The sequence below is a fragment of the Dietzia sp. SL131 genome, assembly GCF_026672565.1.
Lineage (GTDB): Bacteria > Actinomycetota > Actinomycetes > Mycobacteriales > Mycobacteriaceae > Dietzia > Dietzia kunjamensis.
This window is the reverse complement of sequence record NZ_JAPPRI010000003.1, coordinates 1,419,374-1,440,082: the sequence shown is the minus strand read 5'-3', so window position 1 is coordinate 1,440,082 and position 20,709 is coordinate 1,419,374. Positions and strand designations below refer to the sequence as shown.

The window sequence follows — 20,709 nt, the reverse complement described above, 5'->3', positions numbered from 1 at the left end:
GGGTGGGCTGACCGGCCGCGGTGGCGGCGTCATGGGACGATGGGGGGCGTGTTGAACTCTGATGCGTCCTCGACCTCCCGTTCCACCGACCCCGCCACCGGTGCCGCCGCAGGCCGCCGCGCCGGGACCGGCCCGTACCTCGACGAGGTGACCGGAGTCGGTGGCGCCCACACGCCGGTGTGGTTCATGCGCCAGGCGGGCCGCTCGCTTCCGGAGTACAAGGAGGTCCGCGCCGGGTCCACCATGTTGGAGGCCTGTTTCGACCCGGCGATGACGTGTGAGATCACCCTGCAGCCGGTCCGTCGCCACGGGGTGGACGCCGCGATCTTCTTCTCCGACATCGTCATCCCGTTGGCCGCGGCCGGGGTGGACATCGACATCGTGCCCGGGACCGGGCCCGTGGTGGCGGAGCCGATCCGGGACGAGGCCGGTGTCGCCGCCCTGCCCGAGCTCACCCCGGACCGCCTCGAGAAGATCGAGGAGGCCGTGCGGCTGGTCGTGGCCGAACTCGACCCGCAGGTGGCGCTCATCGGCTTCGCCGGGGCCCCCTTCACCCTGGCGTCCTACCTCATCGAGGGCGGCCCGAGCCGCAACCACGAGCACACCAAGTCACTGATGTACTCGCGGCCCGACGTGTGGAACGCGCTCATGGCCAAGCTGGCGGACCTGACCACGGTGTTCCTGCGCGCGCAGATCGCTGCCGGGGTGGACGCCGTCCAGCTCTTCGATTCGTGGGCGGGCGCGCTCAGCCTGCGGGACTACCGGTCGCTGGTACTCCCGCACTCGACCCGCATCTTCGCCGACGAGATCATCACGACGGTTCCGCGCACGCACTTCGGCGTGGGCACCGGCGAGCTGCTCGGGGCGATGGGCGAGGCCGGCCCGGAGGTCGTCGGCGTGGACTGGCGCATCCCCCTGGACGACGCCGCCGGGCGGGTGCCGGGCAAAGTCCTGCAGGGCAATCTCGACCCCGCGATGCTCTTCGCCGACCGGTCGGCGCTGGACGGCGAGGTCCGCCGCATCCTCGACGAAGGCCAGCGGGCGCGCGACCTCGGCGCACGCGGCCACGTGTTCAACCTCGGCCACGGTGTCCTGCCCACCACCGACCCGGGTGCGGTGACCCACGTGGTGGAGCTCGTCCACGAGCTGACCGGGAAGTGACGGTGGGCCCTCGCGTCGCCGTGGTGGGCGGCGGGCTCAGCGGGCTGACGGCCGCCTATCAGCTCTCGCGCGAGCTGCCGGACGCCCACATCACCGTCCTCGAGGCCTCGGACCGGCCGGGCGGGGCACTCCACACCGTCGACTTCCCGTCCGGTCCGATGGAACTCGGCGCGGAGGCCTTCATCGGCCGCCGACCCGAGGCGAGCGACCTCGTCGCCGAACTCGGCCTGACCGGGTCGCTGCGTCATCCCGGGCCGCTCGGGCCGGCGATCCTCACCGGGGGTCGGATGGTCCCCATGCCCGTCGGCACGCTGATGGGTCTGCCGTCCGACGTCGGGGCGTTGGCGGACGTGCTGAGCCCGCGGGAGCGCGCTGCGGCCGCGCGCGAGGCCGACCTGCCGCTGGACTGGGAGCCCGGCGGTGACGTCTCGCTCGGCTCGTTGGTCTCCGAGCGGTTCGGGCACGCGGTCGTCGCCCGGCTCGTCGACCCCATGCTCGGGGGCGTGTACGCCGCGCCCAGTACCGGGCTCGGGCTGCGACAGGTGATCCCTGGGCTGGCGCAGGCGTTGGACCGCGGCGCTCCCAGCCTCACAGCCGCCGCGCGGGAGCTCGTCGCGCACCGCGTGCCGGGCCCGGTGTTCGCCACCCTCGACGGGGGTTACCGGCTCCTCGTGGACGCCCTCGTCCGGGCCTCCGGTGCCGTGATCCGTACACACGCCACCTGCACCGCTGTCCACCGGGACGGTTCGGGCTACTCGTTGGCGGTCGCCGGCGACCGCGGGTCGTGGTCCGAGGAGGCGGACCTCGTCGTCGTCGCCGTCCCCGTTCCCCACGCCGCCCCGCTCCTGGAGGGTGCCGGGGGTCTCGACGCCGCGACCCGGGGCCTGTCCGGGATCCGGACGGCGTCCTCGGCCGTCGTCGCGTTGGAGGTCGACCGGTCCCTGGACCTCCCGGAGCGGTCGGGGGTCCTGGTGGCGACCGACGAACCGGTGCCGTTTAAGGCGATGACCCTCACCAGTCGCAAGTGGCCGCACCTCGACACCCGGCCCGGGCACCTGGTCAGGGTGTCGTTCGGGAGGATCGGCGACGACGAGGTGCTCGCCGCCGACGACGCCACCCTCACCCGCATGGCCGAATCCGCGCTGGGGGGACTGTGCGGCTCCGCGCCGACGGTCCTGCACTCGCGGGTGCGCCGCTGGTCCGACGCCCTCGCCGAGATCGGTCCCGGACACGACACGCGGATCTCGGGCGTGCGCGCCGAACTGGCCGAGCGGCTGCCCGGCGTGGAGCTCGTCGGCGGCGCGACCGAGGGCGTGGGGGTACCCGCCTGTATCGGCTCGGCGCGGGCCGCGGCCCGGCGACTCGCCTCGGGGTGGCAGGATTGAGCCATGGCACGCCTTGACTACAAGAAACTCAACTCGACCCTGCGCTACCTGATGTTCTCCGTCTTCACGGTGACGCCGGGGCAGCTCGGGGAGGACCGGGACGCGGTCGCCGCGGACCTGGAGGAGTTCCTCGCCCGCTACGACGGCACCGACGTGGTGGTCCGGGGTCTCTACGACATCTCGGGCCTGCGCGCCGAGGCCGACTTCATGATCTGGACCCACTCCGAGCACATCGAGGACCTACAGCGGTTCTACAACGAGTTCCGGCGCACCACCCTCCTGGGCCGGGCCAGCACCGCCTACTGGTCCAACACCGCGCTGCACCGCCCCGCGGAGTTCAACAAGAGCCACATTCCGGCGTTCCTCGCCGAGGAGGAGCCGGGGGCGTACGTCTCGGTGTACCCGTTCGTGCGCTCCTACGAGTGGTACCTGCTCCCCGACGAGGAGCGGCGCCAGATCCTCGCCCAGCACGGCCGCGCCGCCCGCGAGTACCCGGACGTCCGCGCCAACACCGTGCCGTCCTTCACGCTGGGGGACTACGAGTGGATCCTCGCCTTCGAGGCCCCGCAGCTCGACCGGATCGTCGACCTGATGCGCGAGATGCGGGCGACCGAGGCCCGCCGCCACGTGCGCGAGGAGATCCCGTTCTTCACCGGACCGCGCGTCACCGCCGGGCAGCTGGCGGCATCGATGCCCTGAGGTCCACCGCGCGCCGACAGCTCGACTTGACGCGAGAGAGGGCCGACCGGGAGCAGTCCCGGTCGGCCCTCTCGTCTCTGTGGGCCGGATGCGGCCGGTCGAGTTCAGCTCTCGGCCGGCTCCAGCGTCATGCTCAGGGAGTTGATGCAGTACCGCAGGTCGGTGGGGGTGCCGTAGCCCTCCCCGGCGAACACGTGCCCCAGGTGACCGTGGCAGTTCGCGCAGATCACCTCGGTGCGCGTCATGCCGAGCGAGGAATCCGTGCGCTCGATGACGGCGCCGCCGGCCAGCGGCGTGAAGAACGAGGGCCACCCGCAGTTGGATTCGAACTTGGCGTCGCTGCGGAACAGTTCGGCACCGCATCCGCGGCAGCGGTACACGCCCTCGGTCTTGGTGTCGTTGTACTCACCGGTGAAGGGACGCTCGGTGCCGGCCTGCCGCAGGACCTGGTACTCCTCCGGGCTGAGTCGACGACGCCACTCGGTGTCGTCCAGCGTGAAGTCCGGCTGGGGGGTGTGGGTATCGGTGGGCTCGCTCATGCCCGCAGGCTACGCCGACGCGGCGGCCGGTGCGATCCGCTCGTGTCGGCGGGGGTCGCTTCGGCGCCACAGCAGCACCACGAGCACGGTGGCCAGCAGCAGCAACCATCCCAGGGTCGGGTGCGCGAACTCGAGTAGCCGCCCGTAGTAGGGCCAGCGCGCCGACTCCCAGAAGTCGAGGGTGAAGAACCCGTAGGCCGCGAGCCACGCCGGCCAGTTGCGCACCAGGGACCTGTCCAGCACCACCGTGAGCATGATCGGGATGAGCATCATCGAGTAGTACATCTGGCCGAGGGTGGAGACGAGGAACACGCCGGCGAGCACGACCCCGGAGGTGGTGGCCAACCACAGCACCTCGTGGTTGTGGCGGTAGTCCAACAGCAGCCACACTGCGACCAGGGTGGCCACCACGACCAGGATGCGGGCCACCAGGATGACCGGCTCGGGCACGCCGTAGTACAGGCCCATCCCCGCGATCGAGCTGTTGTAGTAGTCGCGCACCTCACCCATGTACGTGAGCGTGGTGTCGAGGTAACTGCGGGCGTCGACGGTGAGGGCCCACCCCGCGGCCATGGTGACGGCGGGGATCGCGGCCGCGGTGACGAACGGCTGCCACTGCTTGCGGATGAGAGGCAGCACGAGCAGCGGAGCGAGCATCGGTTTGACGGCCAGGGACAGGCCGATGGCCACGCCGGCCCACCAGAGGCGCCGTCGGTGCAGCAGGTAGAGGAACGCCACCTGGCACAGGAAGATCACGCCGTTGACGTTGGTGAATACCAGCGTGTTGGTGACCGCCTCGGTGCAGAACGCCGCCAGCAGGATGGCGGGGACGGCGAACGAGCGGACGTCGAGGTCGAACAGCCGCATGAGCAGCCACAGCGCCGCGATGATCGCGGCGGTGTTGATTCCGATGAACAGCCAGCGCGCCAGCGTGTAGTTGTCGATCAGGCCGAACGGGGCGAGGACGAACGTCCCGCTGGGGGCGTAGAGATAGTGCGGTTGCACCGTCAGCAGGTTCTCGACGTACACCGGCTCATCTGCCAGGAAACGCCTGGTGGCGGCGTAGACGGTGCCGAAGTCGTTCGTGATGGATCCGTTGACGGCCTTGATCAGGACGCGGTGGATGACGGTCATGATCGCCAGCGGCCACAACACGTGGGTGAGGACGCGGGGCACGGTCGACGTGCTTCGGGTGGGCAGCGGCACGACTCGCAGGGTACCGCCTGGCCTCCCGCGTCCCGGTGAGGCACCCCGGCCGGTCAGGACGGGCAGGCCGTGGACTGCTCAGCGGCATCCGGGTCGTCGAGGAAATCGACGACCGCGCCCCGGGCGCATCCGGAGTGCAGGATCACCTGTGCGCCCGGGGCGCCCCAGGTGACGATCCGCACGTCGGTGGCCCCGGCGGCGCTGAGGGCCCCGGCGGTGGGTTCGAGTGCGGCGGCACCGGCCCGGGGGTCGGCGATCCCTCCGACCAGGAGTACCGGCGTCTCGGCGGGAACGGAGACCGGAGACTGCCCGGGCACGGGCCAGGTGGAGCAGGCGGAGAGCTGCGCGGCGATGATCTCCCCGAACGGCGGGGTCTGCTCCCATTCGGCCCGCAGTTCCCCGACACGGTTGACCGGGACGCGGCGCGACAGGTCGGAGCACCCGGCCACGTACGGCAGCGACGTCCCGGCCAGTTCGGCGGCGCGGTCACGGACGCTGCCCGGGGTGTCCTCGGGGGCGGCGGCCGCGAGGTCGCCCAGGATGACGTCGCCTGGGGAGGCGTCGGCAGCGGAGGCGCCGGACAGGTCCGCCAACGCCGACCGGACCACGTCGGACAGCAACGCCGCCGGGACCGCCACGCCGGGTTCGCGGGCGCGGTCGAGCGCGCGGGTCACGGCCTCGACCTTCTCGTCGGCGTCGCCGGGTCCGCACTCGGTCCGGGTGCACGAGGCGGCCCACAGGCGCAGCGCCGCGTCGGAGCCGTCGAGGGCGGCGCGGGCCGCGGCCTCCTGGTCCCCGTCGGCGGGGGCGGGGGAGTCGAGCACGAGCAGGGAGAGGCGACCCGGATGTGCGCCGGCGTAGGCGAGGGCGGTGCGGGCCCCGGTCCCGATCCCCATCACGGCGAGCCCGGGCACGTCCCACTGCTGGCGTAGGCGTTCGAGGTCCTCGGCGGCGCCGGCGGAGCCGAAGTCCAGTTCGCGGCCCTGGAGCTGGTCCGTGCAGGACTGTGAGGTGTCGGCGAGGTCGCCGCGCAGCGCGGGCGAATCGGGGTCGGTGCCCCGATCCGCGAGCCCGTCGAGGGTGCGGCGGGCCGGGAAGGTCAGGCACGTACCGGCCGGGCCGGTCCGTCCGCGGTGGTCCACGACGACCAGCGGTCGGGTGTCAATGAGTTCGGGGCCGGACGAGGCGAGTCGGGAGGCGAGGGTGTCGGCCGGTGTCTCGGGACCGGCGACGACGACGAGGGGCGCCGCGTCGTCGGGTGTCCCCGTCGCGGTGAGCCGCAGGACGGGGGTCTCCCCGAGGCGGGAACACTCCACGGCGGCGCCCTCCGGTATCCCGCCGGTCCGGCCGTCGGCACACGGGACCCAGGTGAGGTCGCTGCGCGGCGCGAGCCAGTCGGGTCGGTCGGCGGTCTCGGCCGCCTCGCCACCGCCGGAGGATCCCCCGGGGCCGTCGCCGGTCGCCAGGCGCGGCCCCGTCGCGGGCAGGGGCGCACACCCGGCGATCGTCACCGCCAGGGCCGCCAGCCCCACGCCGAGTGCCCGTACGTGCCGGTGCCGCGTGACCGCGCGTGTTCCCGCTCGACGGTTCCTCACCCGTCGGCCCCGGTGACGACCCAGCGGGTGTAGAGCCCGCCGCGGGGGCACGTGAAGGCCGCGGCGACGCGCAGCGGAACCCGGGTGGCGTCGGTTCCGACGGCCAGTCGCGAGTCGTCGCCGCCGACGATGATCTCGGGGGCGACCGACAGGACGAGTTCGTCGATCGCGCCCTCGCGCAACAACGTCCCGAGCAGCTGCGGACCGCCCTCGAACGTCACCTCGGAGGCCCCGAAGTGTGTGGCGAGGGAACGGACGGAGGTGCGCAGTGGACCCGGATCGAGCACGTGCACCGTGACACCCCGCTCCCGGGCGGCCTCGAGTCGGTCGCCGGGCACTCCGTGGGCGGCGACCACCTGCAGTCCGTCGCCGGCGTCGGCGCAGTGCTCGATGAGCGCGTCGCCCAGCGCGCGGGTGAACACCAGGACGACGGGCGGGGGACCGGGTCGTCTGTCCGCCCACACGGCGGCGGTCCGGGCGGGGCCGTACCCCTCGGCCAGAACGGTGCCCGAGCCCACCAGGATCAGGTCGGCCCGGGCCCGCATGGCGTCGTAGACCAGCCGGTCCGTCGGGGTCCCCAGCCCGCCGCTGCGGCCGTCCACGGTGGTCGTGCCGTCGACGGAGGAGATCATCACCGCGCGGATGCACGGCACGGGCAGACCCGGTTCGGGGTCCAGCGCCGCCCACAAGGCCTCGAGGGCGGCGGGGTCGTCGTCGATCACGGTAGGCCGTGTCATGTGCACCGGGGACTCCTTCCGTTCTGACGCCGGGTGTCCCCACGATAGGCTCTGCCCATGGTCTCTCGCCTCGTTGACGTCACCCCGGTGGTTCCTGCCGATCAGCTCGTGGCACAGATGGTTCCCCCGTCGATGTTCGACGATGTCAGTTTCGACTCCTACATCCCGGACCCGGCCGAGCCCTCGCAGGCCGCCGCGGTCAAGGCGTGTCGCGAGTTCGCCGAGTCCGTGGTGGCCCGTCGCACTCCCAAGAAGGGGCTGTTCGGCCGGCGACCGAAGGCGGTGCAGGGGACCGGTATCTATCTCGACGGCGGCTTCGGGGTGGGCAAGACCCACCTGCTGACGTCGATTTACCACAATTGCCCCGAGCCCAAGGCGTTCGGGACGTTCGTCGAGCTGACCCACGTCGTGGGTGCTCTCGGCTTCAACCGGGCCGTCGAGGAGCTCTCCGGGCACTCCGTCCTGTGCATCGACGAGTTCGAGCTCGACGATCCGGGCGACACCATGCTGGTGTCTAGACTGCTCGCGGAGCTCACCACCGCCGGTGTCAGCGTCGCGGCCACTTCCAACACGCTGCCGGAGCAGCTGGGGGAGGGACGGTTCGCGGCCAAGGACTTCATGCGGGAGATCCGCACGATGTCGGGGATCTTCGAGTCGATCCGGGTCGACGGCCCGGACTACCGGCACCGTAACCTGCCCCCCGCCCCGGACCCGATGGACGACAGCGGACTCGAGGCCGAGGCCGAGGCGGTGGAGGGTGCCACGCTCGACGACTTCGACGCCCTGTGCGAGCACCTGTCGACCCTTCACCCGTCCAAGTACAACCGCCTCGTCGACGGCGTCACGCGGGTCTGCCTCAGCGGGGTCAAGCCGCTGCCGGATCAGTCGATCGCGCTTCGTCTCGTCGTCCTCGCCGACCGGCTCTATGACGCGGGGATTCCCGTGCGCAACTCCGGCGACAAACTGGACGCGATCTTCACCGACGAGATGATCGCCGGCGGCTACCGCAAGAAGTACCTTCGTGCCACTTCCCGACTCCTGGCGCTGTCCCGGTTCGAGACCGTCGGCGGCTGACCGGCAGGCCCCTCTCAGAGCGCCAGTTCGTACACGACGTCGGTGTTGGCGACCCCTCCGACGTCGAAGGTCCGGTTCCCGCGTGGTTCGAAACCACGCTTGACGTAGAACCTGCGGGCTCGGGCGTTGGCGACGTTGGTGGCCAGCCAGATGCTCCGCGTGCCCGCCGCTCTGCACCGTCGGCACACCTCGTCGAGCATGTCCGACGCGATCCCTCCGCCGTGGTGGTCGGGATCCACATAGAACTTGCTGACCCCGGTCGTGGGTCGGTGAATCACCTGTCCAGCGCAGCCCGGGTCCATCTCGGTCCCGGAGATCAGCAGGATGTACCCGACCATCTCACCGTCGTCGCCCCGGGCCACCAGGACCTCGTGGCCCGGCGTGACGAGGTGAGCTCTGAACGCCTCCGGGCCGAGGTGCTCGGCGATGAAGGCCCTGATCTCGACCGGCCCCAGTTCGGGAGGGCACGCCAGCGGGAACGTCCGGGCCGCCAAGGCCGAGACGGCGTCGATATCGGCCACCGAGGCGTCACTGAGTCGGGCGGTCACCCCACGAGCCTATAAGGCGCCGTTCAGGCGTGCAGGTGCAGGCTCTCGCCCGTCCGTGCCCCTCTGACGACGAGTTTCTCCGCGTCGTCGCCGCCACCGAGGATGAGCGTGACCTCGAATTCATCGGTTCCCGTGCGCTGCAGATCAGCGAGGACACCGGTGGTGTGCCGGAAGTCGACGACGCGGCCGCGCATGGTCGCGATGTCGGCTTGGTCGATCGTCGTCGAATAGTGGAGGTGGGGCATCGCGGACATACCATCATGATCAGTGACCGACGTCACGTCGGGAGTACGTTCCGGTACCGAACGAGCGACAGTCCGCGAAACGACGAACGCCCCGGCCGGAGCCGGGGCGTTGTGTGGTGCGCGATACTGGGATTGAACCAGTGACCTCTTCCGTGTCAGGGAAGCGCTCTCCCGCTGAGCTAATCGCGCGGGCTTCCCGTCCGGACGTATCCGGACGTGGAGGTGGAGACGGGAATCGAACCCGTGTTGACGGCTTTGCAGGCCGCTGCCTCACCACTCGGCCACTCCACCGCAAAGGTATCGAGCCTGGTGAGGACGTCCTGGCTCCTCGATCCCTCCGAGCGGATGACGGGATTCGAACCCGCGACCCTCACCTTGGCAAGGTGATGCGCTACCAGCTGCGCCACATCCGCATCGCTCCCCGGCTCACTGTTGCTCACCGCGTTGCGAGAATGAACATTAGCCGACGGTCTTCGGGGAACACAAATCGGGGGGCGGAAACAAGTCCTGAGCTGTGCGGACCCGGCCACGGCACGGCGCTCGACCGGGCGGCCCCGCCGAGCCACGCTCGACCCCGGGTGCCCCGTACGCCCCACGGGCCGCCGCAGCCGGTGCGGATGGTGGAGGCGGATGGTCGAGGCGGATGGTCGAGGGCCCACGGCACAGCTCGCGACCCGGGCGCGGGCCATCACGCATCGAGACCCTCACGGCCCGCGAAGCGCCCGCCCCCTCAGGGCCCGCCCTCCGGCACCCACACCGCCCGCCGGACCGCGTCCCGGATACCCCGTCAGCGATCCGCCCACCCCTCGGGGGGCCGAATTGGGGCCCGGCCCGGGTCTTGATACAGTGTTCCGGTGCCGAGGCGAGACCGCCCGGAACGCGAGGTCCTATAGCTCAGCGGAAGAGCGCTCCGTTCACACCGGAGAGGTCACTGGTTCGAACCCAGTTAGGACCACCCTTGAAGCGGGCGAGAGCCCACGACGACCCCCGGACTCCATCACGGAGACCGGGGGTCGTCCGCATTTCAGCCGTTCGGGACCGTGCTGGCAGCGCCACGACGCGGCGGCGCATCCACCGCGCCTGCCTCTACATGTGTCAAACGATCGTGCGCCTGAATTGACCGAGTGATCGAGAACTTAACGTTTGTCAAGGGTATGAAACAGCTGAGGGCCTTTGCCGTCACGCATCTGTAGCACAACCTCTGGCTCGGGCCTCGTGGCCCTCGTCGGTTTCGGCGCGGCGGCGCTGGCGATGTGACATGACATAGCGGCGTACAGCGCGACCGGGCGCCCGATCCGCAGACAGCGGGTCGGGCGCTCGGTGGTGTGTACGGGCTCGATGGCGTGTACGGACTCGGCGGGGACTCAGACCTCCGCAGCCACCGCCTGCTCCAGTGCGTCGTCGAACACCTCGACCGGCTGGGCCCCGCTGACGGCGAGTCGGTCGTCGAACACGAAGAACGGCACCCCCCGGACCCCGAGACCGCGGGCCGTCTCGACGTCGCGGTGCACCAGGTCGGCGAACGCGTCCCCCCGGAGCACCCGGTCGACCTCCTCTGCCGGTAACCCGGCCCCGACCCCGATCTCACGCAGCACCACCGGGTCCGAGATCGCCCGTCCCTCGCTGAAGTGGGCGCGTCGCAGGGCCTCGTCCACCGCGTCCGCCCGTCCGTGCTCGGCGGCCAGGGCGGCCAGGCGGTGGGCGTCGAAGGTCGAACAGATGCGCGCGGACCGCCAGTCGAAGTCCAGACCGAGTTCGGTTAACCGGGCGGCCATCTGCTCCTGCCCGGCCTCCGCGTCGGCGAGCGACATCCCGTACTTGCGCGAGAGCATCTGTGCGCTCGTCTCGGTCGGCTCGTCGCCGACGACGCGGGGAGCGGAGGGGTCGAGTTCGTAGGCCCGCCACACCACTTCGACCTCGATCTCGGGGTGTCGCGCACTGAACGTTTCCAGTGCCGCCTCGAGGTGCCGCTTGCCGATCCAGCAGAACGGACAGACGACGTCGGACCAGATGTCGATGCGCATGCCGGGTGCAACGTCGCGCCGCGGTCCGGGATTCCGTCAGGGCCCCGGGTAGCATGGACCGGCCCGGTCCCTGTCGAGGACCGGTGTCAGCCCGGGTGGCCCACTGGCACCCGACGTCCACTGCCCGAGGAGATCTCCCCCCGTGTCCGAGAACCGCATTCCGGAAACCGATGCCGACGCGACGGGTGCGGCCCCTGTGACGACCGTCGTCCCGGCCGGTGAGCCCGCGGGCAAGATCCTCGCCGAGCGGGAGCTGCAGTCGCGCAGCGGCCCGGAGACGATCGTCGTGGTGCGGGATCCGGAGGGGACCCTGCGGGATCTGTCCTGGGCGCCCGCCGAGGACACCGAGGTCGAGCTGGTCCGCGCCGATTCGGAGGACGGGCGGTCGGTGATCCGGCATTCGTGCGCACACGTGCTCGCCCAGGCGGTACAGGACAAGTTCCCCGAGGCCAAGCTGGGGATCGGCCCGCCGATCGAGAACGGCTTCTACTACGACTTCGACGTGGCCGAGCCCTTCACGCCCGAGGACCTCAAGGACCTCGAGAAGCGGATGAAGAAGATCATCAAGGCCGGCCAGCGCTTCTCGCGGCGGGAGTACGCCTCGCTCGACGAGGCGCGCACCGAGCTGGCGGGCGAGCCGTACAAGCTCGAACTGGTCGAGGACAAGGGCCGGGCGGACGCCGGTGACGCCGACGGCGCGGTGGCGCTCGAGGACTCCGAGATCATGGAGGTCGGCGCGGGTGCGCTGACCGCCTACGACAACCTCAACCCCCGCACGGGCGAGGTCATCTGGTCGGATCTGTGCCGCGGCCCGCACACGCCCACCACCAAGTTCATCCCCGCGTTCACACTCACGCGCTCGTCCGCCGCCTACTGGCGGGGCGATCAGAACAACGCCGGTCTCCAGCGGATCTACGGCACGGCCTGGGAGAGCACCGAGGCCATGGACGCCTACCTCGACCGTCTGGCCGAGGCGGAGAAGCGGGATCACCGTCGGCTCGGGACCGAGCTGGACCTGTTCAGCTTCCCCGACGAGATCGGGTCCGGGTTCCCGGTGTTCCACCCCCGCGGCGGGATCATCCGCAACGAGATGGAGCAGCACTCCCTCAGGCGCCACCTGTCCGCCGGGTACTCGCTCGTCAACACCCCGCACGTGACCAAGGGCGACCTGTTCCGCAAGTCCCAGCACCTGAGCTGGTACTCGGAGGGGATGTTCCCCCCCATGGTCCTGGACGCGGAGTACGACGCGGACGGCAAGGAGACCAAGCCGGGGCAGGACTACTACGTCAAGCCGATGAACTGCCCCATGCACAACCTCGTCTTCGACTCCCGCGGCCGCTCGTACCGCGAGCTCCCGCTGCGAATGTTCGAGTTCGGCACCGTGTACCGGTACGAGAAGTCCGGGGTGATCCACGGCCTCACCCGCGCCCGCGGCTTCACCCAGGACGACGCGCACATCTACTGCACCGAGGAGCAGATGGAGGGCGAGATCGCCTCCGTGCTCTCCTTCATCATCTCGCTCCTGCGCGACTACGGCCTCGAGGACTTCTACCTCGAGCTGTCGACCAAGGATCCGGAGAAGTACGTCGGCGGCGACGAGATCTGGGAGCGCGCGACGGACACGCTGCGTCGGGTGGCCACGAACTCCGGCCTCGAGCTGGTCCCGGACCCGGGCGGGGCCGCCTTCTACGGCCCCAAGATCTCCGTCCAGGCACGCGACGCCATCGGGCGTACGTGGCAGATGTCGACGGTCCAGCTGGACTTCAACCTGCCCGAGCTGTTCGACCTGACCTACAACGCCGCGGACGGCACCAAGAAGAGGCCGGTGATGATCCACCGCGCGCTCTTCGGCTCGATCGAGCGGTTCTTCGCGGTCCTGCTCGAGCACTACGCCGGTCTGTTCCCGGCGTGGCTGGCGCCCGTGCAGGTGGTGGGCATCCCCGTGGCGGAGGCGCACGAGAAGCATCTCGAGGACGTGATCGACGAGCTCCGGGGGCGCGGTATCCGCGCCGAGCTCGACGTCTCCGACGAGCGGATGCAGAAGAAGATCCGCAACCACACCACCGGCAAGGTCCCGTTCATGCTCCTGGCCGGTGACCGCGACGTCGAGGCGGGCGCGGTGAGCTTCCGGTTCCCGGACGGGACGCAGCTCAACGGGGTCTCGCGGAACGCCGCGATGGACAAGATCTCGTACTGGGTCAACTCCCGACGCAACGACGTGCCGACCGCGGAGCGCGTGTGACGGCCGGAGATCCGTCCTCGACGGGCGTCTACCGCCAGTTCGGGGTGGGGGAGGACCACCTCCAGTTGCTGTGGGCGCCCTACCGGATGTCATATATCGCCGAGTCCCGTCCCGAGCCGGCCGAGGGGATGACGGGGGAGCCGTTCCTCGACATCCCGAGGATGAGCGACGAGGACGGGCTGGTGGTCGCCCGGGGCGAGCACGTCTACGTCGTGCTCAACCTGTTCCCCTACAACCCGGGTCACTCGATGGTGGTGCCGTACCGCAAGGTGGCGGACCTGGAGGACCTCGACGACGACGAGTCCCGCGAACTCATGTCGTACACGCAGCACCTGATCCGGGTCATCAAGGCGGTCTCGAACCCGGACTCGTTCAACGTGGGGCTCAATCTGGGTGGCGCGGCCGGCGGGTCCCTGTCCGAGCATCTGCACCAACACGTCGTGCCACGCTGGATCGGAGACGCGAACTTCATTACCGTGACCGGCGGAACCAAGGTGCTCCCGCAGCTCCTCCGACAGACGCGGCAGCTGCTCTCGGAGGCGTGGTCCACCACGATGTCACCGGGCGATGTGTCCGGACCAGACCGCACCTCGAAGTAGGCAGGGAGTCGAATGCTCAGCGAGTACGGAAGGTCGGGGGTCGCCAGGGTGGCCCACCCCCTGGCGGCGTTCCTCGTCCGCAGCGGCGTCACCGCCAACGGGATCACCCTCGCCGGCCTCCTGCTGACCTGCGCCGCGGCGATCACCCTGTTCGGACCCGGTCACCTGGTGGCCGGCGCGATCGTCATCGCACTGTGCACCCTGTTCGATCTGGTGGACGGGGCGGTCGCCCGCGCGAGCGGGGGCGGGTCACCGTACGGGGCCCTGGTCGACGCGGTCTCCGACCGGGTCGCGGACGGCGTGATCCTGGCGTCGCTGTTGTGGTGGCTGGTCTATACCGACCCCGACAACCGGTACGCGCTGGTCATGCTCCTGTCCTGCCTGATCCTGTCCCAGGTGGTGTCGTACTCCAAGGCCCGCGCCGACGCGGGCGGACTCCGCACACCGGGCGGGCTCATGGAGCGCGCCGATCGCCTGGTCCTCATCCTGCTCGGCGCCGGCCTCGAGGGGCTGGGGGTGCCGTGGGCACTCGAGGTCGGGCTGACCGCCGTCGCGGCGGGCAGTTTCGTCACGGTGATCCAGCGGGTGTGGGGCGGACGCACCGACTACCTCGAACGCGTGGCGCGTAGCGCCGCCCCCGCGGCGGGAGACCGATGAGCGCGCTCGGTGATCGCCTTTCCGATCTCGGGTACGCCGCCGGATGGGCAGTGGTGCGCGCCCTTCCGGAGCCGGCCGCGCGCGCCCTCTTCCGTGTGGGCGCCGATCTCGCGGCCCGCCGACAGGGTCCGGACTCGCAGCTGCGCAGGAACCTGGCCCGCGTCCTCGGGGTCGCCCCGGCCGAGGTCCCCGACGACCTCATCAGGGAGTCCTTCCGCTCCTATGCCCGCTACTGGCGCGAGGCCTTCCGTCTCCCCTCGATGGACCGCGAGGCCGTGGCCCGCGAGATGGACCGGACGATCGCCGGGGTCGAGAACCTCGACGCGGCGCTCGAGCAGGGGCGCGGGGTGGTCGTCGCGCTGCCGCACTCGGCCAACTGGGACCTGGGCGGCACCTGGCTGGCGCGACGCTACGGCGGGTTCGCCACCGTCGCCGAGAGACTCGAGCCGGAATCGCTGTACCAGCGCTTCCTGGACTTCCGCGAGGGCCTGGGCTTCACCATTTACCCGCACACGGGCGGACCCACCCCGCCGCTGGACGCCCTGCGCGAGTACCTCGCAGGGGGCGGGATCGTCTGCCTACCGGGGGAGCGGGACCTGCGCCGGACCGGGGTGCCCGTGACGTTCTTCGGCGAGCAGACGCGCATGCCCGCGGGTGCGGCCCGGCTCGCGGTGGAGACCGGCGCGCCGCTGCTGGTCGCCCAGTTCTGGTACGCCGACGAGGAGACGATGCGGGTCCGCATCACCCCGCCCATCGACGTCTCAGGTGGTATCGAACCGGCGGTCCAGGCGATGGCCGACCTGTTCGCCGAGGGGATCGCCCGGCACCCCGCGGACTGGCACATGCTCCAGCCACTGTGGCTGGACGACCTGCCGGCCGAGCGGCGTGCGCGGATCGAGCGCTGACCCCGCCGTGCGCATCGGCATGATCTGCCCCTACTCGTTCGACGCCCCGGGCGGGGTGCAGGCCCACGTCGTGGACCTGACCGAGGAGCTGCGACGCCGCGGACACACTGTCCGTGTCCTGGCCCCGGGCAGTCCCGGCAGCGCGCCGGTCTCCGGGATGACCCTGACGGGGCCGGGCGTCCCGATCCCCTACAACGGGTCCGTGGCCCGGCTCAGCTTCGGCCCCTCCACCTGGCGGGCCACCCGACAGTGGCTCCGCGAGCAACCGCTGGACGTCCTGCACATCCACGAGCCCAACGCCCCGGGCGTCGGCATGTTCGCCCTGGCGATGTCCTCTGGGCCCATCACGGCCACGTTCCACACCTCCACCACGGGGTCGATGATCCTCGGCGCCGCCGACGGGGTCCTGGCCCCGCTGCTCGAGAAGATCCGCGGGAGAATCGCGGTGTCGACCCTGGCGCGCCGCTGGCAGATGGAGGCCCTGGGCTCCGACGCCGTCGAGATCCCCAACGGCGTCGACGTGTCCGCGTTCACCGACGTCGACACCTCAGCCGAACCGACCGACACACCGACCGTGGCGTTCCTCGGCCGCTACGACGAACCCCGCAAGGGGATGGGCGTGCTCGCCGCAGCGCTCCCCGCCGTCCTGCGGGACGTCCCGGGCCTGCGGCTGCGGGTCATGGGCGACGGCGACGAGCGGACACTGCGCGCCGCCCTCCCGGCCGGGTTGGACGTGGAGTTCCTCGGCCGGGTCGACGACACCCGCAAGGCCGCGGTGCTGGCCGCGGCGGACGTCTACTGCGCACCCAACACCGGAGGGGAGAGCTTCGGCATCGTCCTCGTGGAGGCCATGGCCGCCGGGACCGCCGTCGTGGCCGCCGACCTCGACGCATTCCGCCGTGTCCTCCGGGACGGCGAGTGCGGGGAACTCGCCACGGTCGGCGACGCCGGTGCCCTCGCCGCAGCCCTCACGAGGGTCCTCACCGACCCCGGGCGCCGCGCCGACCTCCGCACCCGCGGTCTCCAGGCGGTCCGGGAGTACGACTGGCCCGTCGTCGCCGACCGGGTCGTGCGTGTGTACGAGACCATCCGCGGCCCGGGGGAGACGCTGCGTGTCCGCTGAGCTGATCGTCCTCGTCGTCGTCGTCCTCGTCGCCGCGCTCGCGGCGTTGTTCACCGCGTACCTCACCGCCCACCGCCTGGACCGGCTCCACATCCGCACCGACCTCGCCCGCGCCGCCCTGACCGGGGCCCTCGAACGACGCCACACGGTCGCCGCCGCCGTCGCCAGCGACCTCTCGGCGCGGGACCCGGCGGGCGCGGACCGCCTGGTGCGGGCGCTCGCGCACGCCCGCGCCCACCCCCGGGGGCGATCGCCGGGCCGGACCCCGCGCCGCACCCCGACCACCGACGCCGTCGCAACGACGGCAGCGCGCCTGACGACGCCCCCGAGCCCGACGCCGAGGTCGCGCAGAACACCCTCGGCGTCGTCCTGTCCGGGGTCGACACGGACGCCCTGCCCGACGATCTCGCCGCCGAACTGGAGGACGCCTCGGATCGCGTGTCCATGGCCCGGCGCTTCTACAACGACGCCGTCCGCGACACCCGCAGTCTGCGGGAACAGGCCCCGGTCCGCCTCCTGCGACTGGCCGGCCGGGCCCCGATGCCCGGGTACGTCGAACTCGTCGACGCACCGCCACCGCAGGCCTGACCAACCCCGGTGGGGCGGCGGTTGGGGCGCCGGGGTGAGGGAGACCTACACTGGACCCCTGTCACACGTCGTCTGAGCCAGGAAAGGCCTATTTCGTGAGCGACCCGCAGTCCAGCGAGAACACCACCGGAACCGCACGCGTCAAGCGAGGTATGGCGGAGATGCTCAAGGGCGGCGTCATCATGGACGTCGTCACCGCCGAGCAGGCGAAGATCGCCGAGGACGCCGGCGCCGTGGCCGTGATGGCCCTCGAGCGCGTCCCCGCCGACATCCGGGCCCAGGGCGGCGTCGCCCGCATGAGCGACCCCGACCTCATCGACGGCATCATCGAGGCCGTCTCCATCCCCGTGATGGCCAAGGCCCGCATCGGGCACTTCGTCGAGGCGCAGATCCTCCAGGCCCTCGGCGTGGACTACGTCGACGAGTCCGAGGTCCTCACCCCGGCCGACTACGCCAACCACATCGACAAGTTCGGCTTCACCGTGCCGTTCGTCTGTGGCGCCACCAACCTCGGCGAGGCCCTGCGCCGGATCACCGAGGGCGCGGCGATGATCCGCTCCAAGGGCGAGGCCGGTACCGGTGACGTCTCCAACGCCACCACCCACATGCGCCAGATCCGGCAGCAGATCCGCAAGCTCCAGAGCCTGCCGTCCGACGAGCTGTACGTGGCCGCCAAGGAGCTGCAGGCGCCGTACGAGCTGGTCAAGGAGGTCGCCGAGACGGGCAAGCTCCCCGTGGTGCTGTTCACCGCGGGCGGCATCGCCACCCCGGCCGACGCCGCGATGATGATGCAGCTCGGTGCCGAGGGCGTGTTCGTCGGTTCCGGCATCTTCAAGTCCGGCAACCCCTCCGAGCGGGCCAAGGCGATCGTCAAGGCGACGACCTTCCACGACGATCCGGAGATGCTCGCGACCATCTCCCGCGGCCTCGGCGAGGCCATGGTCGGCATCAACGTCGACGACATCCCCGAGCCCCACCGGCTCGCCGAGCGGGGCTGGTGACCCGCCGGTGGCGAAGATCGAGGACATCCTCGAGATCGAGCGGATAGACCGCGACCTCTTCCGGGGACCGGCCATCCGCACGCACCTGCAGCGGACCTTCGGCGGCCAGGTCGCCGGTCAGACCCTCGTCGCCGCGGTCCGGACCGTGGACTCCGACAAGCACGTCCACTCCCTGCACGGGTACTTCATCCGGCCGGGCATCCCCGACGTGCCGACCGTCTTCCAGGTCGACCGCCTCCGGGACGGTCGCAGCTTCGCCACCCGCCGTGTCACCGCCATCCAGGAGGGGGAGCCGATCTTCTCCATGTCGGCCTCCTTCCACCTGGTCGACCAGGAGGGCATCGAGCACCAGGACTCGATGCCCCGGGTCGTGGGGCCCGAGGAGATCGACGTCCCGACGATCGACGACCTCGACGAGGCCCACCGCGTCTTCGTGGAGGAATGGGCCCAGTGGGACATCCGGATCGTCCCCCGGGACCGCCTGGAGACGAGTTCGGTGCTGGCCTCGCAGCAGCGGGTGTGGTTCCGGAGCGTCGACGCGCTGCCGGACGATCCGAACTTCCACGTGTGCACGCTCGCGTACATGTCGGACATGACGCTGTTGGGCTCGGCCAAGGTCCCGCACCCCGACGAGCCCCACCCAGGACGCCTCGCTCGACCACGCCATGTGGTTCATGCGCCCCTTCCGGGCCGATGACTGGTTGCTGTACGACCAGACCTCGCCGTCGGCGTTCGGGGGGCGCGCCCTCACCCAGGGGCGGATCTTCGACCGCTCCGGCAGGCTCGTCGCTGCCGTCACCCAGGAGGGACTGTCCCGGCGCCTGCGCCCGGGTGCGCAGCCGTTCCCGGTGAGCACCACCGACGACCCGTCGAAGAAGTGAGCGCGGACGCCCCGACCGTCGGTGTCCTCGCCCTCCAGGGCGATGTCGCCGAACACGTCCGCCACCTCGAGTCCGTCGGCGCGCGGGCCGTGGCCGTCCGCCGGCGCTCCGAACTCGACGGCGTGGACGGACTCATCCTGCCCGGCGGGGAATCCACCGCGATGAGTCGGCTTCTGGACGTCTACGACATGTACGAACCGGTGGCCGAGAGGATCTCCGGCGGCATGCCGGTCTACGGCTCCTGCGCGGGCATGATCCTGCTGGCGTCGGTCGTCCTGGACACCCGGGCCGACGCCACCTGGTTCTCCGCGATCGACATGACCGTCCGTCGGAACGCCTTCGGACGGCAGGTCGACTCGTTCGAGGCCGACCTCGTCGTCGACGCCCTCGGCGCCGACCCGGTCCGGACCGTGTTCATCCGCGCACCCTGGGTCGAGACGGTGGGCCCCGACGTGGAGGTACTCGCCCGCGTCCGCGCCTCCGACGGCCACGATCACGTGGTCGCGGTGCGGCAGGGCAACGCCCTGGCGACCTCCTTCCACCCCGAGGTGACCGACGATGTGCGCGTTCACCGGTACTTCGTCGACATGGTGCGGCAGTCGACCTCGTAGACTGGCCAGTCAGCGACACATCGCACCGGGCGGCCAACCGAGGTCGGCCCGGACTGACACCCCCGGAGGGCGGAACATCCCATGTCAGGCCATTCCAAGTGGGCCACCACCAAGCACAAGAAGGCCGCGATCGACGCCAAGCGCGGCAAACTCTTCGCCAAGCTCGTCAAGAACATCGAGGTGGCGGCCCGTACGGGCGGCGGTGACCCAGCCGGCAACCCCACGCTCTACGACGCCATCCAGAAGGCCAAGAAGAACTCTGTCCCGGGCGACAACGTCGAGCGCGCGCGCAGACGTGGCGCCGGCGAGGAGGCGGGCGGCGCCGAGTGGGAGACCATCATGTACGAGGGGTACGGCCCGAACGGCGTGGCCCTGCTCATCGAGTGTCTGACCGACAACCGCAACCGCGCCGCAGGCGAGGTGCGCACGGCGATGACCCGCAACGGCGGCAACCTCGCCGACCCCGGTTCGGTGGCCTACCTGTTCACCCGCAAGGGCGAGATCGTTCTGGACAAGGGTGAGCTCGAGGAGGACGACGTCCTCATGGCCGTACTCGAGGCCGGGGCCGAGGAGGTCAACGACCTCGGCGAGCAGTTCGAGGTGGTCTGCGAACCCACCGACCTCGTCCGGGTGCGCACCGCGCTCCAGGAGGCCGGCATCGACTACGACTCGGCCGAGTCCGGGTTCCGCGCCTCGGTCGAGGTGACGGTCGATGCCGACGGCGCCACCAAGGTCTTCAAGCTCATCGACGCGCTCGAGGACTCCGACGACGTCCAGAACGTCTACTCCAACCTCGACGTCCCGGACGACGTGCTGGCGGCGCTCAACGCCTGACGGGCGGGCCACTGGTAGGGTCTCGAACGTAGGTTCTACCACTGGTCGGCGAAAG

General features: G+C 70.9%; 20 protein-coding genes, 4 tRNA genes and 1 pseudogene. 15 read left to right on the top strand and 10 right to left on the bottom strand.

The window, feature by feature from the left end; all coding sequences use genetic code 11:
* Positions 1 to 39 precede the first annotated feature (39 nt).
* From hemE to hemQ, 3 genes are read left to right on the top strand one after another with little or no spacing between them, the layout of a single operon-like run.
* Positions 40 to 1,161, top strand: a complete 1,122-nt coding sequence (gene hemE, locus OVA21_RS07535; RefSeq protein WP_376780881.1) for a uroporphyrinogen decarboxylase — start codon at positions 40 to 42, stop codon at positions 1,159 to 1,161.
* Positions 1,162 to 1,163: 2 nt separating this feature from the next.
* Positions 1,164 to 2,546: a protoporphyrinogen oxidase gene (hemG, locus tag OVA21_RS07530; RefSeq protein WP_268092156.1), complete on the top strand. Its 1,383-nt coding sequence runs from the start codon at positions 1,164 to 1,166 to the stop codon at positions 2,544 to 2,546.
* A 3-nt stretch (positions 2,547 to 2,549) separates the two neighbouring features.
* Positions 2,550 to 3,245: a hydrogen peroxide-dependent heme synthase gene (gene hemQ, locus OVA21_RS07525; RefSeq protein ID WP_069389059.1), complete on the top strand. Its 696-nt coding sequence runs from the start codon at positions 2,550 to 2,552 to the stop codon at positions 3,243 to 3,245.
* A 104-nt stretch (positions 3,246 to 3,349) separates the two neighbouring features.
* On the opposite strand, the gene msrB is transcribed toward hemQ, so the two are convergent.
* The 4 genes from msrB to OVA21_RS07505 are packed head-to-tail and all read right to left on the bottom strand — an operon-like array spanning position 3,350 to position 7,322.
* Entirely contained in the window at positions 3,350 to 3,784 is a 435-nt protein-coding gene (msrB, locus tag OVA21_RS07520; RefSeq protein WP_069389058.1) for a peptide-methionine (R)-S-oxide reductase MsrB, read from the bottom strand.
* Between the two features lie 9 nt (positions 3,785 to 3,793).
* Positions 3,794 to 4,990, bottom strand: coding sequence for a glycosyltransferase family 87 protein (locus OVA21_RS07515; protein ID WP_268092154.1), 1,197 nt, complete (start codon positions 4,988 to 4,990; stop codon positions 3,794 to 3,796).
* A 53-nt stretch (positions 4,991 to 5,043) separates the two neighbouring features.
* Positions 5,044 to 6,585 carry an alpha/beta fold hydrolase gene (locus tag OVA21_RS07510; protein ID WP_268092153.1) on the bottom strand — a complete coding sequence of 514 codons (1,542 nt, stop codon included), beginning with the start codon at positions 6,583 to 6,585 and terminating at the stop codon, positions 5,044 to 5,046.
* Positions 6,582 to 7,322, bottom strand: coding sequence for a dihydrofolate reductase family protein (locus OVA21_RS07505; RefSeq protein WP_194307194.1), 741 nt, complete (start codon positions 7,320 to 7,322; stop codon positions 6,582 to 6,584). The genes OVA21_RS07510 and OVA21_RS07505 overlap by 4 nt, the downstream gene beginning before the upstream one ends.
* 57 nt (positions 7,323 to 7,379) lie before the next feature.
* On the opposite strand from OVA21_RS07505, the gene zapE reads away from it, so the two are divergent.
* Entirely contained in the window at positions 7,380 to 8,396 is a 1,017-nt protein-coding gene (zapE, locus tag OVA21_RS07500; protein WP_268092152.1) for a cell division protein ZapE, read from the top strand.
* 14 nt (positions 8,397 to 8,410) lie between these two features.
* Here the strand turns inward: zapE and OVA21_RS07495 are convergent, their stop codons facing one another.
* The 5 genes from OVA21_RS07495 to OVA21_RS07475 all read right to left on the bottom strand — a co-directional run bounded on the left by OVA21_RS07495 (position 8,411) and on the right by OVA21_RS07475 (position 9,602).
* Positions 8,411 to 8,944 (bottom strand): GNAT family N-acetyltransferase, encoded by a 534-nt coding sequence (locus tag OVA21_RS07495; protein ID WP_268092151.1) that lies wholly within the window; start codon positions 8,942 to 8,944, stop codon positions 8,411 to 8,413.
* Positions 8,945 to 8,967: 23 nt separating this feature from the next.
* A complete protein-coding gene (locus tag OVA21_RS07490; protein ID WP_268092150.1) occupies positions 8,968 to 9,198 on the bottom strand; it encodes a hypothetical protein in 231 nt (76 codons plus the stop codon).
* A gap of 105 nt (positions 9,199 to 9,303) precedes the next feature.
* Positions 9,304 to 9,378, bottom strand: a tRNA-Val gene (locus OVA21_RS07485).
* 28 nt (positions 9,379 to 9,406) lie between these two features.
* A tRNA-Cys gene (locus tag OVA21_RS07480) sits at positions 9,407 to 9,480 on the bottom strand.
* A 49-nt stretch (positions 9,481 to 9,529) separates the two neighbouring features.
* Positions 9,530 to 9,602, bottom strand: a tRNA-Gly gene (locus OVA21_RS07475).
* Between the two features lie 470 nt (positions 9,603 to 10,072).
* Between OVA21_RS07475 and OVA21_RS07470 the strand changes: the two genes are divergently transcribed.
* Positions 10,073 to 10,144, top strand: a tRNA-Val gene (locus OVA21_RS07470).
* Positions 10,145 to 10,553: 409 nt separating this feature from the next.
* Here the strand turns inward: OVA21_RS07470 and OVA21_RS07465 are convergent.
* Positions 10,554 to 11,213 (bottom strand): DsbA family oxidoreductase, encoded by a 660-nt coding sequence (locus OVA21_RS07465; RefSeq protein WP_268092149.1) that lies wholly within the window; start codon positions 11,211 to 11,213, stop codon positions 10,554 to 10,556.
* A gap of 142 nt (positions 11,214 to 11,355) precedes the next feature.
* On the opposite strand from OVA21_RS07465, the gene thrS reads away from it, so the two are divergent.
* The 10 genes and pseudogenes from thrS to OVA21_RS07415 all read left to right on the top strand — a co-directional run bounded on the left by thrS (position 11,356) and on the right by OVA21_RS07415 (position 20,654).
* Complete coding sequence (gene thrS, locus OVA21_RS07460) at positions 11,356 to 13,455, top strand: threonine--tRNA ligase (protein ID WP_268092148.1); 2,100 nt, start codon at positions 11,356 to 11,358, stop codon at positions 13,453 to 13,455.
* 86 nt (positions 13,456 to 13,541) lie between these two features.
* Positions 13,542 to 14,054, top strand: coding sequence for an HIT family protein (locus OVA21_RS07455; RefSeq protein ID WP_240341336.1), 513 nt, complete (start codon positions 13,542 to 13,544; stop codon positions 14,052 to 14,054).
* Between the two features lie 12 nt (positions 14,055 to 14,066).
* Positions 14,067 to 14,711 (top strand): phosphatidylinositol phosphate synthase, encoded by a 645-nt coding sequence (pgsA, locus tag OVA21_RS07450; protein ID WP_163375824.1) that lies wholly within the window; start codon positions 14,067 to 14,069, stop codon positions 14,709 to 14,711.
* Positions 14,708 to 15,616: a phosphatidylinositol mannoside acyltransferase gene (locus OVA21_RS07445; protein WP_163375823.1), complete on the top strand. Its 909-nt coding sequence runs from the start codon at positions 14,708 to 14,710 to the stop codon at positions 15,614 to 15,616. The genes pgsA and OVA21_RS07445 overlap by 4 nt, the downstream gene beginning before the upstream one ends.
* A 7-nt stretch (positions 15,617 to 15,623) precedes the next feature.
* On the top strand, positions 15,624 to 16,739 hold the full coding sequence (locus OVA21_RS07440) for a glycosyltransferase family 4 protein (protein WP_163376076.1): 1,116 nt from the start codon (positions 15,624 to 15,626) through the stop codon (positions 16,737 to 16,739).
* A gap of 438 nt (positions 16,740 to 17,177) precedes the next feature.
* Entirely contained in the window at positions 17,178 to 17,327 is a 150-nt protein-coding gene (locus tag OVA21_RS07435) for a hypothetical protein (RefSeq protein WP_268092147.1), read from the top strand.
* Positions 17,328 to 17,422: 95 nt separating this feature from the next.
* Positions 17,423 to 18,328 carry a pyridoxal 5'-phosphate synthase lyase subunit PdxS gene (pdxS, locus tag OVA21_RS07430; RefSeq protein WP_120283374.1) on the top strand — a complete coding sequence of 302 codons (906 nt, stop codon included), beginning with the start codon at positions 17,423 to 17,425 and terminating at the stop codon, positions 18,326 to 18,328.
* Positions 18,329 to 18,335: 7 nt separating this feature from the next.
* Positions 18,336 to 19,209, top strand: a pseudogene (locus tag OVA21_RS07425) (acyl-CoA thioesterase).
* Positions 19,206 to 19,820, top strand: coding sequence for a pyridoxal 5'-phosphate synthase glutaminase subunit PdxT (gene pdxT / locus OVA21_RS07420; protein WP_067717862.1), 615 nt, complete (start codon positions 19,206 to 19,208; stop codon positions 19,818 to 19,820). The pseudogene OVA21_RS07425 and the gene pdxT overlap by 4 nt, the downstream one beginning before the upstream one ends.
* A gap of 81 nt (positions 19,821 to 19,901) precedes the next feature.
* Positions 19,902 to 20,654 (top strand): YebC/PmpR family DNA-binding transcriptional regulator, encoded by a 753-nt coding sequence (locus OVA21_RS07415; RefSeq protein WP_067717865.1) that lies wholly within the window; start codon positions 19,902 to 19,904, stop codon positions 20,652 to 20,654.
* The last annotated feature ends 55 nt before the right edge of the window (positions 20,655 to 20,709 follow it).

What these genes read in the sequence shown, in the direction of transcription:
- hemE (WP_376780881.1), top strand. Translation starts at nt 40, where the DNA reads ATGGGGGGCGTGTTGAACTCTGATGCGTCCTCGACCTCCCGTTCCACC.
- hemQ (WP_069389059.1), top strand. Translation starts at nt 2,550, where the DNA reads ATGGCACGCCTTGACTACAAGAAACTCAACTCGACCCTGCGCTACCTG.
- msrB (WP_069389058.1), bottom strand. Translation starts at nt 3,784, where the DNA reads ATGAGCGAGCCCACCGATACCCACACCCCCCAGCCGGACTTCACGCTG.
- OVA21_RS07505 (WP_194307194.1), bottom strand. Translation starts at nt 7,322, where the DNA reads ATGACACGGCCTACCGTGATCGACGACGACCCCGCCGCCCTCGAGGCC.
- zapE (WP_268092152.1), top strand. Translation starts at nt 7,380, where the DNA reads ATGGTCTCTCGCCTCGTTGACGTCACCCCGGTGGTTCCTGCCGATCAG.
- OVA21_RS07490 (WP_268092150.1), bottom strand. Translation starts at nt 9,198, where the DNA reads ATGTCCGCGATGCCCCACCTCCACTATTCGACGACGATCGACCAAGCC.
- OVA21_RS07465 (WP_268092149.1), bottom strand. Translation starts at nt 11,213, where the DNA reads ATGCGCATCGACATCTGGTCCGACGTCGTCTGTCCGTTCTGCTGGATC.
- OVA21_RS07455 (WP_240341336.1), top strand. Translation starts at nt 13,542, where the DNA reads ATGTCATATATCGCCGAGTCCCGTCCCGAGCCGGCCGAGGGGATGACG.
- pgsA (WP_163375824.1), top strand. Translation starts at nt 14,067, where the DNA reads ATGCTCAGCGAGTACGGAAGGTCGGGGGTCGCCAGGGTGGCCCACCCC.
- OVA21_RS07445 (WP_163375823.1), top strand. Translation starts at nt 14,708, where the DNA reads ATGAGCGCGCTCGGTGATCGCCTTTCCGATCTCGGGTACGCCGCCGGA.
- OVA21_RS07415 (WP_067717865.1), top strand. Translation starts at nt 19,902, where the DNA reads ATGTCAGGCCATTCCAAGTGGGCCACCACCAAGCACAAGAAGGCCGCG.